The sequence below is a fragment of the Demequina sp. genome (assembly GCF_047975725.1).
Taxonomy (GTDB): domain Bacteria; phylum Actinomycetota; class Actinomycetes; order Actinomycetales; family Demequinaceae; genus Demequina.
In genome coordinates this window covers 18,784-34,425 of sequence record NZ_JBKEED010000020.1, presented here as the reverse complement: position 1 = coordinate 34,425, position 15,642 = coordinate 18,784, and the positions used below count along the sequence as shown (strand labels likewise).

At 69.3% G+C, this 15,642-nt stretch carries 15 protein-coding genes and 1 pseudogene; 1 reads left to right on the top strand and 15 read right to left on the bottom strand.

All coding sequences use genetic code 11. The features are described from left to right. Positions 1-166 precede the first annotated feature (166 nt). The 15 genes and pseudogenes from panD to dacB form a co-directional block, all read right to left on the bottom strand. A complete protein-coding gene (panD, locus tag ACK5NO_RS06430) occupies positions 167-628 on the bottom strand; it encodes an aspartate 1-decarboxylase (protein ID WP_416811836.1) in 462 nt (153 codons plus the stop codon). A 4-nt stretch (positions 629-632) separates the two neighbouring features. After that, positions 633-1,481 (bottom strand): pantoate--beta-alanine ligase, encoded by an 849-nt coding sequence (gene panC, locus ACK5NO_RS06425; RefSeq protein WP_416811835.1) that lies wholly within the window; start codon positions 1,479-1,481, stop codon positions 633-635. After that, the gene (locus tag ACK5NO_RS06420; RefSeq protein ID WP_416811834.1) at positions 1,478-2,362 is read right to left on the bottom strand and encodes a Rossmann-like and DUF2520 domain-containing protein; all 885 of its coding nucleotides are present in this window, start codon (positions 2,360-2,362) and stop codon (positions 1,478-1,480) included. Before ACK5NO_RS06420 ends, panC begins: the two co-directional genes overlap by 4 nt. Then, positions 2,355-4,058: a PH domain-containing protein gene (locus tag ACK5NO_RS06415; protein WP_416811833.1), complete on the bottom strand. Its 1,704-nt coding sequence runs from the start codon at positions 4,056-4,058 to the stop codon at positions 2,355-2,357. The genes ACK5NO_RS06420 and ACK5NO_RS06415 overlap by 8 nt, the downstream gene beginning before the upstream one ends. Positions 4,059-4,065: 7 nt before the next feature. Then, the gene (locus ACK5NO_RS06410; protein ID WP_416811832.1) at positions 4,066-4,545 is read right to left on the bottom strand and encodes a PH domain-containing protein; all 480 of its coding nucleotides are present in this window, start codon (positions 4,543-4,545) and stop codon (positions 4,066-4,068) included. A gap of 132 nt (positions 4,546-4,677) precedes the next feature. Further along, positions 4,678-5,163 (bottom strand): DUF3180 domain-containing protein, encoded by a 486-nt coding sequence (locus ACK5NO_RS06405; protein ID WP_416811831.1) that lies wholly within the window; start codon positions 5,161-5,163, stop codon positions 4,678-4,680. Between the two features lie 7 nt (positions 5,164-5,170). Beyond that, positions 5,171-7,075, bottom strand: a complete 1,905-nt coding sequence (gene folK, locus ACK5NO_RS06400) for a 2-amino-4-hydroxy-6-hydroxymethyldihydropteridine diphosphokinase (protein WP_416811830.1) — start codon at positions 7,073-7,075, stop codon at positions 5,171-5,173. Positions 7,076-7,079: 4 nt separating this feature from the next. After that, positions 7,080-7,925: a dihydropteroate synthase gene (folP, locus tag ACK5NO_RS06395; RefSeq protein ID WP_416811829.1), complete on the bottom strand. Its 846-nt coding sequence runs from the start codon at positions 7,923-7,925 to the stop codon at positions 7,080-7,082. Positions 7,926-7,928: 3 nt separating this feature from the next. After that, positions 7,929-8,552 carry a GTP cyclohydrolase I FolE gene (gene folE / locus ACK5NO_RS06390; RefSeq protein ID WP_416811828.1) on the bottom strand — a complete coding sequence of 208 codons (624 nt, stop codon included), beginning with the start codon at positions 8,550-8,552 and terminating at the stop codon, positions 7,929-7,931. Further along, on the bottom strand, positions 8,545-10,665 hold the full coding sequence (gene ftsH, locus ACK5NO_RS06385; protein WP_416811827.1) for an ATP-dependent zinc metalloprotease FtsH: 2,121 nt from the start codon (positions 10,663-10,665) through the stop codon (positions 8,545-8,547). Before ftsH ends, folE begins: the two co-directional genes overlap by 8 nt. Positions 10,666-10,856: 191 nt before the next feature. Continuing rightward, complete coding sequence (locus tag ACK5NO_RS06380; protein WP_416812012.1) at positions 10,857-11,360, bottom strand: hypothetical protein; 504 nt, start codon at positions 11,358-11,360, stop codon at positions 10,857-10,859. Between the two features lie 243 nt (positions 11,361-11,603). Further along, positions 11,604-11,738: pseudogene (locus ACK5NO_RS06375) on the bottom strand (type IV toxin-antitoxin system AbiEi family antitoxin domain-containing protein); the annotation flags it as partial. A gap of 290 nt (positions 11,739-12,028) precedes the next feature. After that, a complete protein-coding gene (gene hpt / locus ACK5NO_RS06370) occupies positions 12,029-12,565 on the bottom strand; it encodes a hypoxanthine phosphoribosyltransferase (RefSeq protein ID WP_416812005.1) in 537 nt (178 codons plus the stop codon). A 21-nt stretch (positions 12,566-12,586) separates the two neighbouring features. Next, entirely contained in the window at positions 12,587-13,585 is a 999-nt protein-coding gene (gene tilS / locus ACK5NO_RS06365; protein WP_416811826.1) for a tRNA lysidine(34) synthetase TilS, read from the bottom strand. 30 nt (positions 13,586-13,615) lie between these two features. Then, positions 13,616-15,028: a D-alanyl-D-alanine carboxypeptidase/D-alanyl-D-alanine-endopeptidase gene (gene dacB / locus ACK5NO_RS06360; protein WP_416811825.1), complete on the bottom strand. Its 1,413-nt coding sequence runs from the start codon at positions 15,026-15,028 to the stop codon at positions 13,616-13,618. Between the two features lie 62 nt (positions 15,029-15,090). Between dacB and ACK5NO_RS06355 the strand changes: the two genes are divergently transcribed. Then, entirely contained in the window at positions 15,091-15,615 is a 525-nt protein-coding gene (locus ACK5NO_RS06355; RefSeq protein WP_416811824.1) for an inorganic diphosphatase, read from the top strand. Positions 15,616-15,642: the final 27 nt, after the last annotated feature.

The window sequence follows — 15,642 nt, the reverse complement described above, 5'->3', positions numbered from 1 at the left end:
GGGTGCGCGCGGCGTCAGCGGATGCCCGTGCTGCTCGAAAGCGCACGACACGGGTATCAGGCGCGCGCGGAAGCGCGGAATGACGTCGACACGGGTATCAACAGGTGGGGGCCGGTTGATACCCATCAGAACAGGATCTGCACGCAGCGAGCGCGCCCGATACCCGTTAGGACTTGAAGGCTTCCCAGCCGCGCGCGTGGAAGTCGTGCACGGGCACGCCCGAACGCTCCAGCCCGTAGCCATCGGGCACCGAGCCAGGGTCGTCGCACTCCTGCACAATCCGGTTGTCGGCGTCGACGAACACCACGTGCGGCTCGAACGTGCGCGCCTCGGCGTCGGCGAGCATGCCGTACGCGATCACGATGATGATGTCGCCGGGGTTGACCAGGTGAGCGGCAGCGCCGTTGATGCAGATCTTGCCGCCACCGGGCTCGCCGGGAATCGCGTACGTCGTCAGGCGCGAGCCGTTGGTGACGTCGACGACGTCCACCTGCTGGCCGGGCAGCAGGTCTGCGTGCTCCATAAGCTCGGCGTCGATGGTGATCGATCCCACGTAGTGCAGGTCCGCCTGTGTCACTGTCGCCCGATGGATCTTCGAGATCATCATGGGGCGCTGAAGGCTGGTCATGGGGTCATTCCTTGCCGATGGTTACTGTCACATTGTCGATGAGCCGCGTCGCGCCCACATGAGCGGCGACGGCAATCACCGCCTCTCCACGGTAGTCGCCCGCGAGGGGCGCCGCTGACCACGGGTCGAGCGCCTCGAGGTAGTCGACGGTCACGTCGGCCGATGCGCGGGTCGCCTCCTCCATGACCGCTCGCCCTGCCGCGACAACAGTGTCGACGCTGAGACCATTCCGGGCGGCGTCACGCGCGGCGAACAGGGCACGGGACAGCGACAGCGCCGATGCGCGCTCGGCCGCACTGAGGTGCACATTGCGCGACGACTTCGCCAGGCCGTCCTCGTCGCGCACGGTCGGCACGCCCTCGATCTGGACTGGCACGGCGAGGTCGCGCACCATGGCCCGCACCGCGATCACCTGCTGCGCGTCCTTGGCGCCAAACAACGCCACATCCGGCTGCGTCAGGTGCAGCAGCTTGAGCACCACGGTGAGCACGCCATCGAAGTGCCCGGGCCGGTGCGCGCCCTCGAGCACGTCTCCGATCGCTCCCGCACTGACGGTCACCACGGGCTGCGCGGGGTACATCACCTCGGCAGACGGCGCGAACACCGCGTCGACGCCGAGCGGTTCGAGCAGCGCGAGGTCCGCCTCGAGCGTGCGCGGGTAGCGCTCGAGGTCACCGGGGTCGTTGAACTGCAGCGGGTTGACAAAGATCGTGACGATGACCTCGTCGGCGACCTCGCGGGCCCGGCGCACGAGCGCCAGGTGGCCCTCGTGGAGCGCTCCCATGGTCATGACGACGGCTCGGGTGCGCGCGTCGCGGGCGGGCAACGCGGCGGAAGAGGTGGCAAGAATCACGGGTCGACTCCCAAGGTCGCGATGATGTCGGCATAGGCCGCAGGGCCGATGCGCCTGCCGGCCAGTGCGAGATCGGCAGTCGCGCGCGCCATGGCTCGGTAGGCAAACAGGGTTTCGGGCTGGTCCGCGAGCGCGGCCAGGTGGGCCGCTACGGTACCAGCGTCACCGCGCACCACGGGTCCGGTGAGCATGGTGACGGCACCAGGGGCGTCGCGCACCGCACCGTCGACGGAGGCGTGCACAAGCGGGCCCAGGACCTTGCCTGGATCCTCGATGCCGATGCGTGCCAGCGTGGCGGCAGCCTGCGTCACCGCCGTCACCACGTGGTTGGCTCCATGCACCAGCGCCGCGTGATACGCCGCGCGGTCGTGGTCGGCGAGCACGAGTGGCTCGCCTCCCATCTCCACCACCAGCGCCTGGGCGATGGGCAAAATGGGGGCGGGCCCCGACACGGCGAACGTCGCATCGGTCAGGCGGGAAAGGTCCATCGAGGTGCCGGTGAAAGTCATCGCGGGATGGATGGCGAGCGTGAGAGCGCCAGCCGCTGCCGCATCGGCCAGTACCTCGGTGCCGTAGCGGCCGGAGGCGTGCACCACGATCTGGCCGGGGCGCCAGGCGCCAAGCGATGCGAGCCCGGCAGCGACCGCGGCGATCGAGTCGTCGGGGACCGTCAGCAGCACCAGGTCCGCGGCGGCGACCACGCCTTGGGGCTCCTCGTGCGCGGCCTCGGGCAGCAACGCCTCGATGCGGGTGCGGGACTCCTCAGAGATGCCCGAGGCGGCAACCACCTCGTGACCCGCGCGCGCAAGCGCGGCCCCCAGGACCGCCCCCACTCGGCCGGCTCCGATGACGCCGACGCTGAGGCGGCCTGGCTTAGTCACGAATACCCACCGCGCTCATCCACTGCTCGGGGGTCTGGCGGTGGCGACGCTCGGCGGCGCGCCGGGTCTGGGCCTCAAGCAGCTCGCGGGCGTCGGCGAGATCGAGGTGGGCTGCCACGGGAATCACGGGGCCGTTGGTGGAGTGCACCGCGAAGGACGCCAACCCGCGTCGGCGCTCGAGCGGTCCTTGTGACAGCGCGAGCGACTGGGTGCGCTCGTGGGGCACGACGAAGACCTCGCGCACCAGGCGTCCGCGCCTGATCAACAGCGCGCGCTCGGTGGCGCGCACGCCGCGCTGTCGCCACTGGATCGGGTCGAGTAGGCGAGCGCGCCGCGGCGAAGGGGTGAAGCCACCCTGGTCGCCCACGCCCGACAGTGCGAGCGAGATGGTGCCAGCGGGATCGGGGTCGCCCAGGTCGGGCAGCACGAGCCACAACGCAGTCAGCGCATCTTGGCGCGTGCCCACGGGCAGCAGGGTCGACACCCGCTCGGTGTCGTCCTGGTAGCCGGCCACGTTGATGGTGACGCGCCACCAGTCCTTACGCCGCCACAGCAGCGACTGCTCGAGGCGCACCGCCTGAACTCGACCCGGCGGCACGGTCTGGCGACGGGTCTCGAGCAGGCCGTGACGCAGGCGAATGCCGTCTTCGGCAAGGCCCGCCGTGAAGCCAAAGCCCGACGACAGCCGGGACCAGAAATAGCCCACGAGGCCGAACACGGCAGGGAGGAGCCCTGCGGCTCCGCCCGTGACGATCCCCACGAGAAGACGCTCGATGTCGTCAGAGACGATCAGCACCACGCCGCCGACGACGATAGGTAGCGACACGAGCCACACTGTGGGCCACGACATCGCGATCGACGCGAGCAGGCGCCCCAGCGGGACGGCGTAGAGCTGACGCTCCTCGGCGGCGGGCACCTCGGCGACGCCGGCGGGCATGCCGACCACGTCACGCAGCGACGAGCCGGCCGCATACGTGTCCCCCGCTCGGTTGATACCCGTCTCAACAGGATCCGTGCCGGTCGGTGCGCCCTCGATACCCGCGTCAACCGGATCGAGCGCTGAAGGCGAGCCAACAGCGCCCGCCTCACCCGCATCGGCCATACGCTCAACGACCGCCTCAACCGAAGCGTCGGCACCGGCGGCCTTGGCGCGCTTGACCCCCGCGGCGATCACGAGCAACTCGTTGCGGATGGCCTCGGCGTCACCCAGACGCAAGTACTCCAGCGCGATCCCGGAGCCCTCGCCGCCCGCGACCTCGATCTTGAGCGAGGCGAAGCCGAAGATCCGCGCGAGCAGCGGCTGCACGACATCCACCGCCTGAAGCCGGTCGAGACGCGCCTGTTTCTGCTGCTTGAAAACAATGCCCTTGCGCTGCTGGATGTCCTCGTCTGCCAGGCGGAACTCGTTGAACTTCCACTCCAAGTAACCGAAGCCAAGCACGAGCGCCATGACAACGACGATTCCCACGGCGAACCACAGGATGGACCGCGTGGCAAAGCGCGCAAGGTCCTGCAGGCCCTCATCGGTGCCCCACCAGTTGGGCAAGACGTTGTACAAAGCGATGGACACGGCCACACCCATGACGGCCCAGCCGCCCAGCAGCGGCGACACGGGGTGCAGGCGGGTCCACTCACGCGGAGCGCGGTACAGCACCTGCGGGCCACGCTGAGGGATCGAGGGAACGGGATCGCTCACAGCAGTCTCACAGCCCCGCGAGCTTGGCTTCGCCACGCGAGGTGAGGCGATCGCGCAGGCGCGCGGCCTCGGACTCGGGCACACCCGAAATCGACGCGTCAGTTCCCGGCGAGGCGGTGTGCAGCTGCACGCTCGCGATGCCGAAGGCGCGCGAAATGGGTCCGGCCTGCACCTCGACGTACTGCATGCGGCCGTAGGGCACCACGGACACGGTGCGCCACAGGCGGCCCTTCTTCACGACCAGGTCCTCCTCGCGCTCGACCCACGCGTGCGCGGTGACCTGACGGACGATGATCCACGACAGCCACGCGCCCAGCAGCAGGATCGTCGCTGCCGAGATGTACACCCACTCGGAGGTCAACGCGCTCAGCACCACCAGCCCGATGATCGGCACCGCAAGCCACAACCACAACGTGATGATCCGAGCGGGGATCAGCTTGCGGGAAACGTAATGCCAGTCGGTGCCGTCGGGCTCGAACAGAGTCATACCGTCCAGTGTGCCAGGAGCAAGGCTTGCGACAAACGGCACCGGGCCCTACGCCGTCTCTCTCTCCCCCCCCCCTCGAACGGCGCACCCCTGTCGGGGCCGGCGCGCCGGCAGCCGTCACGTGGGCAGTCGTCACGCGGGAGAGGCGTCGGGAGCCTTGCGCTTGCCCTCGTCTGCTTCGCCGTCGTCGGTGTGGCGGCACCAATGCTCGGCGATCAGCCCCGCAACCATCATCACCAGCGCGCAGCCGGCCGCGATGAGCGCCGTGATGGCGACCTCGCGCCGCGGCCCATGCGACCACGACTCGACCAGTCCCAAGGCGTAGCCGCCGCACGCTCCCGCGATGATGACGCCCACATAGGCGCACGCCTGCGCGTACACGGCGATGCGCGCGGCCTTCACCCCTTCGAGCGTGGGCCGCTTGCCCTTGAGGTACTGGCGCACGTGCCAGCCCCACCACAGCGCCAGGACTCCCGCCGCGACACACACGGCATCGAAGCTCCAGGGCACGGCCAGCGGGGTGGCACCCGAGCGCTCCATGGCGGCGGTCACCAACCATGAGAGCACGAGGGATGCCAGGCCCAAGAGGCCCAGTCGCTGCCAGGTGAGATGTTGCACTGGTGACCTATTGCGACGAATCAGCGCCGTTGCTCTCCGGGGCGGGCGGCGGGGTCTGACGCATCACGCCGAACGACGTGCGCGTGGGAACGGTTCCGGTCGCCGGGGGCGCCGACGCGGCACTCGCCTGGTCACCCACGGGCGCCCACTGCGGTGGGGCCGATGCGGGGGCAGCCGGGGCGACGTCCGGCACCGGGGCGTTGGCTGACCACACCGGCGAGGCGGGGGCAGGCGTGGGCGCTACCGGGGCAGGCGTGGGCTCAGACGTGGGCTCAGCTGCGGCCGCCGATCGGGCGAAGAAGGCCGATGCGTCAGCTGGCCCACTGCTCGCCGCGGAGGTTTCGTACGGGGAGACCGGGGTCTCGTACGGCGACACTGGACGAGGCGCGCTCGCCTGTTCGGCTGCGGAAGCGAAGCCCTGCGGCTCCGGCGCAGGCGCAAAGCCCTGCGGCTCGGACGCGGGCGCCGGCTGGAAGGTGGGGCGCGACACGGACGGCTCCTGCGGAGCGGACGGTGCCTGGGGTGCGCTGGCCGCCGCGCTGGGAACGCTGAACGTGGGCACGTCGTCGGCCGGCGTGGGCTCGATCGGGGCTTCAGGCTCCGACGCGGCCTCGGGCTGCGACGCCGGCACGTACTCGGTGGGCACGTACGAGGTCGGCACGGACGGCACGGTCTCGTACGCGGGCACCACGCTCTCCGGCGGGACCTGCTCGGGAGCGACGACGGCATTGGGATCGGCCTGCTCAGGCGCGGAAGGCTCCGCCGGTGCGGAAGGCTCCTCAGGAGCCGAAGCCATGACCGCTGCAGCGGCGACGGCTGCCGCGGGGGCGACCCCCGCATCGGCCGTCTCAACGACGTCCTCGCGCTCGGCGACCTGGTCGGCGACCGGGGCGGCCTGCGGGGCCTGGACCCAGTCCGCACTCGCGAGGGAGACACCGTCGAACTGGGCGGCGCGCGCGATCTCGACGATCGAGCCGTGCGGCTCGAGTACGGCGTCGCGCTCCATGGCCACCCACGGCAGGATCACGAATCCGCGCTGGTGCGCGCGGGGGTGCGGCAAGGTCAGGTCCTCGGTCTCGCCCGTCACGCCGTCGAATGACACGATGTCGAGGTCGAGCGTGCGCGCAGACCCGGGAACGGTGCGGTCGCGCCCGTGCACCATCTCGATGCCGTTGATCGCGGCCAGCAGTTCGCGCGGGGCGAGCGAGGTCTCGATGCGCACCACGGCGTTGAGGTAGTCGGGCTGGGCGGCGCCACCTTCAGGGGCCGAGCGCACCAGCGGCGACACCGCGAGCACGGACACGCCGCTGACGCGGTGCAGCTCGGCGAGCGCCTCGCGGAAGGTCGGCTCGACCTCACCCAGGTTGCCGCCCATCGCGATAAGAGCACCCACGGGCTGCGCGGGACGCACGTCCATGGCGTCGCGGGCGGCGTGGAAGCCCTCGGGGGCGCCCGGGTCGTCTGAGAATCCCGCCGACGAGCCGATGCGCTTGTCAGCCCACAGCGTCCCGTCATTCAGGTCACGGCGAATAGTCACCGTCACGTCCTTGAACTCGACGTGCAGCGGAGCCTGGGGCTTGTGCACTGTCACGTCGACGCACTGCACACCGTCGAACTCGAGGATCGCGCGCGCAATGTGTGCGGCGACCGCCTCGATGAGCTGGTAGGGCGACCCGGCCAGCACATCGGCCGTGCGGTCGGCCAGGTCGGAGTAGTTGATGGTCTTGGCGAGGTCGTCGCCCTGACCAGCGGCCCGAGTGTTGACGTGCGCAACCACATCCGCGTAGAAGAGCTGTCCCCCTTCGCGCTCGTTGGGGTTGACCCCGTGGAAGCCAGCAACGCGGATACCCTTCACCGCGATCTGGTCCAGCTCAATGCCGTCCTTGACGTACGGGCGCATGTGCACTGTCATGTCCTCACTCTTGCGCGAATGTGGCGTTCTGCCAAGCAGAGACCACGTTGATGGCGTCGCGGGCCGCGCGCGCGTCATGCACACGCACCGCCCAAGCACCGTGGAGGGCGGCGAGCGTCGTCACGGCGGTGGTGGCATGTTCGCGCGCGGCAGGGTCCGCACCATCCACTCCGTCGCGGGCGATCGCTGCCCCCAAGAATCGTTTGCGGCTCGCCCCCACGAGAATGCGCGGTCCCATTCCGCGCAGCACGTCAAGCCCGGCGAGCAGCGTCCAATTGCTGTCGCCCACCTTTGAAAACCCCAGGCCGGGGTCGAGGATCAGGCGCTCAGCCTTCACCCCAGCGGCCTGCAAAGCGCCGATGCGCTCGCTGAGTTCCGCTGCCACCTCACCCACGACGTCGGTATAGACGTCGAGGTCGTCCATCTGTGTCGAGTGCGCACGCCAGTGCATGGCGACGTAGTCGCAGTCGAGCGCCGCGACCGCGGCAGCCATCTCTGGATCCGCGAGCCCGCCAGAGACGTCATTGACGATGCACGCGCCGGCCTCGACGGCCGCGCGTGCCGTCTGCGCACGCATGGTGTCGACGCTCACCGCGATACCTCGCGCGGTCAGCGCCTTCACGACGGGCACCACTCGCGCCTGCTCCGTCTCAGCGTCCACCCGCTGCGCACCGGGGCGCGTGGACTCCCCACCCACGTCGATGATGTCCGCACCCTCCCGGGCGAGCTCGAGCGCCCTGGTGACAGCCGCATCGGCGCTATCCCAGCGACCGCCGTCGCTGAAACTGTCAGGGGTGACGTTGAGGATGCCCATCACGAGCATCCGGTCCGCCCTCGGCACTGAGGGCATCCGTTATCGACCCACGATCAGGCTCATGGCCTCTGCTCGGGTGGCGCCGTCGCGCATCACGCCGCGCACCGCGCTGGTGACCGTGCGCGAGCCAGGTTTGCGGATGCCGCGCATCGACATGCACAGGTGCTCGGCCTCGACCACCACGAGCACGCCACGCGCACCCAGGTGCTTGACCAGGGCATCGGCGATCTGGGTGGTGAGGCGTTCTTGGACCTGTGGCCGGCGCGCGTAGACCTCGACCAGGCGGGCGAGCTTGCTGAGGCCGGTGATGCGACCGTCATCGCCCGGGATGTAGCCCACATGCGCGACGCCGTGGAACGGCACCAGGTGGTGCTCGCACATCGAATACAACTCGATGTCCTTGACCAGGATCATCTCCTCGTGGCCCAGCTCGAACACCGTGCTGAGGACCTCGCCCGGGTCTTGCTGAAGGCCCGCAAAGAACTCCTCGTACGCGCGCGCGACGCGACCGGGTGTGTCCTTGAGGCCGTCGCGGTCCGGGTCCTCGCCGATCGCGAGCAGCAGCTCGCGCACGGCCGCTTCGGCACGCGCGTGGTCAATCCCGGCCGATGCGCCTGCACGCGTGGGCTCGACGTCCACCGGCGCGTGGGTCGGGTCAGCCATCGGACTTGGGTGCGTCAGGCTTCGGCGCGTCCTGCTTCGGCGCGTCCTGCTTCGGTGCGTCCTGCTGGGGTGCGGCAGGCGCCTGCTCAGCGGGCGCATCGGCGCTGCTGGCCGTTGCCCCCGGCACGGCGGCCGGTTCGGTGGGGAGCGTGTCGACGGGCTCCTCCTTGGGCGGCGGCGGGGCGGTGACGGGCTTCTTGCGCGGGGCGACCTTGGGCGCCCATTCGCCGCTGACCCAGTGCTTGCGCTTGGGGGCCTTCTTGACCTTGGCGAAGATCTCCGCGAGCTCCTGCTCGCCCAAAGTCTCTTTTTCGAGGAGCTCCTCAGCGAGGGCGTCGAGGATGGCTCGGTTGGCCTGGAGCGCCTTCGTGGCCTCCTCCATCGCGGCATCCATCAGCGCGCGCACCTCGCGGTCGACCACGGCGGCCTTGGCCTCCGAGTAGTCGCGGCCATGGCCCATGTCGCGGCCCAGGAACATCTCGCCGGAACTGCCCGACAGGCGCACGGCGCCAATGTCCTGGCTCATGCCGTACTCGGTCACCATTTGCTTGGCGATCTCGGTGGCCTGGGAGATGTCGTTGCTGGCACCCGTCGAGGGGTCGCCGAACACGAGTTCCTCGGCTACGCGCCCACCCATCGCGTACGCGAGGTTGTCGAGCAGCTGGTTGCGGGTCTTGGAGTAGCGGTCCTCCTGCGGCATCACCATCGTGTAGCCCAGGGCGCGGCCGCGCGGCAGGATCGTCACCTTGGTGACAGGGTCCGTGTGGTTCATGGCCGCCGCCACGAGCGCGTGACCGCCCTCGTGGTAGGCCGTCACGGCCTTGTCGTGGTCGTTCATCACGCGGGTGCGCTTCTGCGGGCCGGCGATGACGCGGTCGATCGCCTCGTCGATCTCGCGAGGGCCGATGAGCTGCTCCTCCTTGCGAGCCGTCAGCAGCGCGGCCTCGTTGAGGACGTTCGCGAGGTCCGCGCCCGTGAAGCCGGGCGTGCGACGTGCCATCGCGGCGAGGTCAACCTCGGGGGCGATGGGCTTGCCCTTCGCGTGCACCTCGAGCACCTTCTGGCGGCCCTTGAGGTCGGGAGCCTCGACGCCCACCTGGCGGTCGAAACGGCCGGGACGGAGCAGGGCCGGGTCAAGGATGTCGGGGCGGTTGGTCGCCGCGATCTTGATGACGTTGGTCTTGACGTCGAAGCCGTCCATCTCGACCAGCATCTGATTGAGGGTCTGCTCGCGCTCGTCGTGACCGCCACCCATACCGGCGCCACGGTGACGGCCGACGGCATCAATCTCGTCCACGAAGATGATCGCGGGAGCGTTCTTCTTGGCCTGCTCGAAGAGGTCGCGCACGCGGCTCGCGCCCACACCGACGAACATCTCGACAAAGTCGGATCCGGAAATGTGGAAGAACGGCACTCCCGCCTCGCCCGCGACTGCGCGCGCGAGCAGGGTCTTGCCGGTTCCCGGAGGGCCGTACAACAGCACGCCCTTGGGGATCTTGGCACCCACGGCCTGGAACTTGCCGGGGTTCTCGAGGAACTCCTCGATCTCCTTGAGCTCCTCCACGGCCTCGTCGACACCGGCAACGTCGTCGAACTTCACGGTCGGGGTGTCGGGCGTCACCATCGACGCCTTCGACTTGCCGAACTGCATGATGCGACCGCCGCCGCCCTGCATGCTGGACATCAGGAACCAGAACAGACCCACGAGCAACAGGATGGGCAGGAACGTGAACAGGATCGACGTCCAGATCGACGTGCGCGCAATATCGGAGTCGTAACCCTGGTCGAGGTCCGCGCTCACAATGGCATCGACGATCTGCTCGCCCTGCGGGCCCACATAGAAGAACTCGACCGAGCCGGGCAGATCAGCCCAATCCTCGGGAGCGTCCTCCGGGAGCTTGGTCGCGAAGTCCTCGGTCAGGCCCAGCTGCACGCGCTGGTCCCCATCGATGATCTTGGCGTTGTCCACCAGCCCGGAATCGAGCAGCTCGAGACCCGCCGAGGTGTCGACCCGCTTGGTGCCAGGCGAGAACAGGCTGGGCACAAGCCAGCCGATCAGCACGGCAAACAGCACGAGCATGATGATGAAGCGGAGATTGAGGACCTTCTTCATGGTGCTCTAGAGACTACGCGAGTGCTGGTGCGCGCCGTGAATGGTTTCGCTCATGGCTTGCCTGGTGCGACCGCGGTGGGCGCTGTCGGACGGCCCCGCATCCGTGCGCCGACCGCGACCCCGGCTACCCGCCTGCGCCATAACCACCCGCCCCGACAGTTTCGAACATTTGCGCGCGAGACACCCCGGGTTCAGCGGTCCCAAGGTCGCGACACGCGGGCGGCGCGATCCAGATTGTTCGAAACTGTCGAGGTGAGCCGTCCCAGACGGAACAGCACAGCCTCCACATCTGTCACGATTTGCTGCGAGTCCCGGATCACATCCATGAACGTGTAGCGCAGCGTCGGCATCCCGAGGACGATGAACCTGCGGTCACGCGCGCGATCACCCGCGAACGCCGCAGCGTTGGAGTGGTACGACCTCCCGTCGAGCTCCACCACCACCGCGCCTTCGACGACGAGGTCCACCCGGCCGCCGTCACCATCTGCCCGCTGCGGAACCACTCGGAATCCTGCGTCAACCAAGGCCGCACGCGCGTAAGTCTCTGAGATTGACTCGGCGCGCGCATCGGCCCTCGCGATCAGCCACCGCCGTCGCTCGAGCGTTCCGTGCTTCAACGCTGACAGGTCGCCCGGTGAGAGTCTGCCGTCACGTAGCGCAGCATCAATGAGTGCGAGCTGAGCTCGAGGCTCCAAGCAACGTGCCGTGGCGTCAATGTGCTCGATGAGCGTGTGCTCTTGATCCCGATGGAGGCGGACCTCGGAGATGGGCCGCGATCCGATCACACCACAGCCCCGGTCCCGTGGGACCTGCAAATGGACCCGTGTCGGGCTGGGGAAAACCGGCAGCCCGGCCTCGACGCACGCGGACACGCATGCGAGTTGCGCCCGAAACACGAGGGCAAGCGCTGCCTCACGGGAAGTACCAGGGAGGACGAAGCACCCCCGGTGAGGCCGGTCTACATCTCCACGTCGCAGCGCGTCAAGGAGTGCCCCGCGAGATACCCCACGGCGCTCCAAGTCTGCCCAGCGACCTACGCCGCCCGTCTGCCGCAATGCCCGCACCGGATCCATGGCATCAGGTTCGCGACCGGCGACCCCTCACCGCCGTGGAAGCAGGCGTCACCTGTGGACGGAGAGGACCACACCACGCCTGGGGACTGGCCCACAACGGCTGCAAAACCGACAGTTCCGAACATCCTGGACGCGACACGCCGTGACTCACGCCCCGAGTGCACCCATCGGGCGGCGTGTCCGAATGGGAATGTTCGAAACTGTCAGGGGGCGGGGCGACGAGGGGAGGGGGCGAGACAGCGCCGGGACGGGGCGTGGGGCACCACCAGGGCGGCGCCCGCTCCCCGGGCCTACTCGCCGTAGACGCGCGGGTTGAGGATCGCCACGAACGGCAGCGTGCGGTACGACTCCGCGTAATCCAGGCCGTAGCCAACGACGAACTCGTTGGGGATGTCGAAGCCCAGGTACTTGACGGGAACGTCCACCTGGACGGCGTCGGGCTTGCGCAGCAGCGACGCCACTTCGACGGACGCGGCACCGCGCGAACGCAGGTTACCCAGCAGCCAGTGAAGGGTGATGCCGGTGTCGATGATGTCCTCGACAATCAGCACGTCGCGGCCGGTGAGGTCCGCGTCGAGGTCCTTGAGGATGCGCACCACGCCGGAGGACTTGGTGCCCGAGCCGTAGGAGGACACGGCCATCCAGTCCATCTGCACCTGGGGAGGCAGGCGGCGCGCGAGGTCCGCCATGACCATGACCGCGCCCTTCAGGACGCCCACGAGGAGCAGGTCCTTGCCCTGGTAGTCGGCCCGAATCTGGGTGGCGAGGGAGTCGAGCTTGCGAGAGATTTCGTTCTCGCTGACGATCACCTTGGTGAAGTCGTCCATGTCGAACTGGGCTTCCACGCGCTACTCCTTGGACCGGTTGCTGGGGCTGGCGATGACCAGCCTTCCATACTCGCGGCGGGCCTCGTACCCGCCGGGCAGCGAGACGGCACCCTGGCCGCGGAAGTCGGTGATGAGCTGATCGACCGCGACCACGTGCGCGGCGGTCAGCGGCCCGGCGCCACGGTTCTCGGCGAGCATCTTGATCATGCGCGAGCGGATGGCGTCGGGCAGGGCGGCGAGCATGTCGCAGCGCCATTCATCGTCGTTTTGGGACGGGGCCGCGCCCATCGCCGACCGCGCTTGCCTGTCCAGTTCGTCGGCGTCGGCTTGGAGCAGAGCGGCTGAGCGGGCAAGGCCGGACACCACGCCGGGCCCGAGGACGTCCACAAGCGCGGGCATGACCTTGGTGCGCAGTTGGGAGCGCTTCGGGCCTTCGGGGTGCGAGTTGGTGGGGTCGTGCCAGGGGTCGAGCCCGAGCGCCTGGCAGGCCGCGACGGTGTCCTTGCGCCGCAGCGACAGCAACGGCCGCACAATCCGGCCGCGCCGCGCGGGAATCCCGGACAGGGCACGCGCGCCCGACCCACGCGCGAGCGCGAGCAGCACCGTCTCGGCCTGGTCGTCCATGGTGTGGCCGGTGAGCAAGTGGGGGTTGAGCCCGCCTTCGGCGTCGATGCGGTTGTTGAGCGCGAGGTAGCGCGCATTGCGGGCCGCGGCCTCGAGACCGCCCTCGCGCCCCACGACGACCTTCTCGACAAAGACCGTGTGGATCCCGGCACGGCGCACCTCGGCCGCGGCACGCTCGGCGACGGCCGCGGAGTCCGCCTGCAGCCCGTGGTCAACGATGATCGCGCCGGTCAGATAGCCCTCTTTGCGGCCCACGTAGCCGGTGGCAGCCGCGAGCGCGAGAGAGTCGGGGCCGCCGGAGCACGCGACCCACACGCGGGTGCCGATGTCGCAGCCGTCAAGCGCCTGGCGCACCGCGTTGCGGACGGCGGCGACGGAAGGGTGGGGGCCGGTCATGGCCGCACCGCATGCGTCACACGCGCAGTCCTATCCGTCACACCCACATCCTGCCAAAGTGTTGACGAACTCGTCGAACGCAGCCTTGGGCCGCGCCTGCCCGTAGGGCATCCCGTCGGCGAGGATCGCGAAGGCGAGCAGTCGCCCATCGGCCGTTTGGACGGTGCCCGCGAGCGCGGTGACACCGGTGAGCGAGCCCGTCTTGGCACGCAGCGCGCCGGCTGCCGTCGTGCCCTCGAAGCGGGTGCCGACCGTGCCTTCGAGTCCCCCAACGGGCAGCCAGTCGAGCAGGTCTTCGGTGGCGGGTGCCTGGAGGCCAGCGACGATCGCACCGGTCAAGTGGATGGGCGCGATCCGGTTGTTCTCGGAGAATCCTGCGCCGTCGAGCAGCACGAGCCCGTCCACAGGCGCACCGATCCCTTCCAGCCCGGCGATGGTCGCCTCAGCGGCGCCGGTGGGGGTGGTCGGGCGCCCGGTCTCGAGCGCATGCACCAGCGAGACCACCTCGGCAATGGTGTTGTCCGAGTCGCGCAGCAGCAGGAACGCAACCTCCGACAGGGGCGCGCCTTGCACGCTTGCCACCTCGAGGGCCGATGCGGGTGAGGCCGCGTGCGCCGGTTCACCGACCGTGACACCCAGGTCGCGCAGCGCCGCCGCGAAGTCGTCTGCGGCCGCGAGCGAAGGGTCGTCCCAGCGCTGGGCGTAGTGCTCGTCGGTCGTGCGGGCGACGTCCACCGCGAGACCGGTCGTGGGGGCCAGGTATCCCTGCTGGCTCGCATAGGCGGGCCATTCGGGGTTGAGCGGCTCGGCCTCGAATGCCGTGTCGTCGACCGCGAGCGTCACCTCGCCGGTGAGTTCATCGCCCACGGTGGCGACCACAGCATCGGCGAGATCGGCCAGCCCGGCCCAGCCATTCGCATCGTCCCCCTCGCCGTAGTGGCCCTCCCCCGCCGCGAGCAGCATGTCGCCGCCTGCCACGAGCGTGAGAGTCTGGCTCGCCGCATCCCAGGTCGCGGCGGTGGTCATCGTGTAGTCGGCGCCCAGGTCAGCGACGGCGGACAGTGCGGTGAGCAACTTGGTCGACGAGGCGGGCACTTGAGTGTCCGCCGCGGACACATCCGCGAGCACCTCACCGGTCAGCGCGTCCAGGACGGACACGTTGGTCGACTCCCCCGTGCGCTCGTCGCTACGGACCTGCTCCGCTGCTTGCTGGAGGGCCGATGCGGAGGGCACGGGCGCATCGGCGCTCAAGTTCCGTGCGGGTGACGACGGCGCGGGCGAGGCCGTGACGGCCGAGGCGGCCAGGAACGGTGCCGGCGCGACGGGCTCGGGCTGGGCGGTGATGAATCCGGGGACCTTGTCGTAGGCGTCTGCCACGATGTACGCACCGCCGCCAACGACGAGCACGGGGACCATGACTCCCGCAATCAGCCTTCCGCGCACACGCCACCTCCGGACATGGGTCACACTAGTACCCAGTAACCGTCACCGATGCAAGGACTGCCATGGAATTCGACGTCACCATCGAGATCCCCAAGGGCTCGCGCAACAAGTACGAGGTTGACCACGAGACTGGCCGCATCAGGCTGGACCGCATGCTCTTCACCTCGACTCGCTACCCCGACGACTACGGCTTCATCGACGGCACCCTCGGTGAAGATGGTGACCCGCTCGACGCGCTCGTGCTGCTCGAGGAGCCCACGTTCCCTGGCTGCCAGATCCGCTGCCGCGCGCTTGGCATGTTCCGCATGCGCGACGAGGCCGGCGGCGACGACAAGGTGCTGTGCGTGCCCGTGGGCGACCAGCGCGCTGCGTGGCGTCAGGAGCTCACCGACGTGTCGGACTTCCACCGTCTCGAAGTGCAGCACTTCTTCGAGGTCTACAAGGACCTCGAGCCCGGCAAGTCCGTCGAGGGTGCGCACTGGGAGGGCCGCGAGCGCGCCGAGGAGGAGATCCGCCGCTCGTTCGAGCGCGCCAAGGGCACCTCGTTCGAGTTCATGAACCCGCTGGTGCCGCCGCCGGCGCACTAGTTCTCAGCTTCACACAACAGGGCTCGC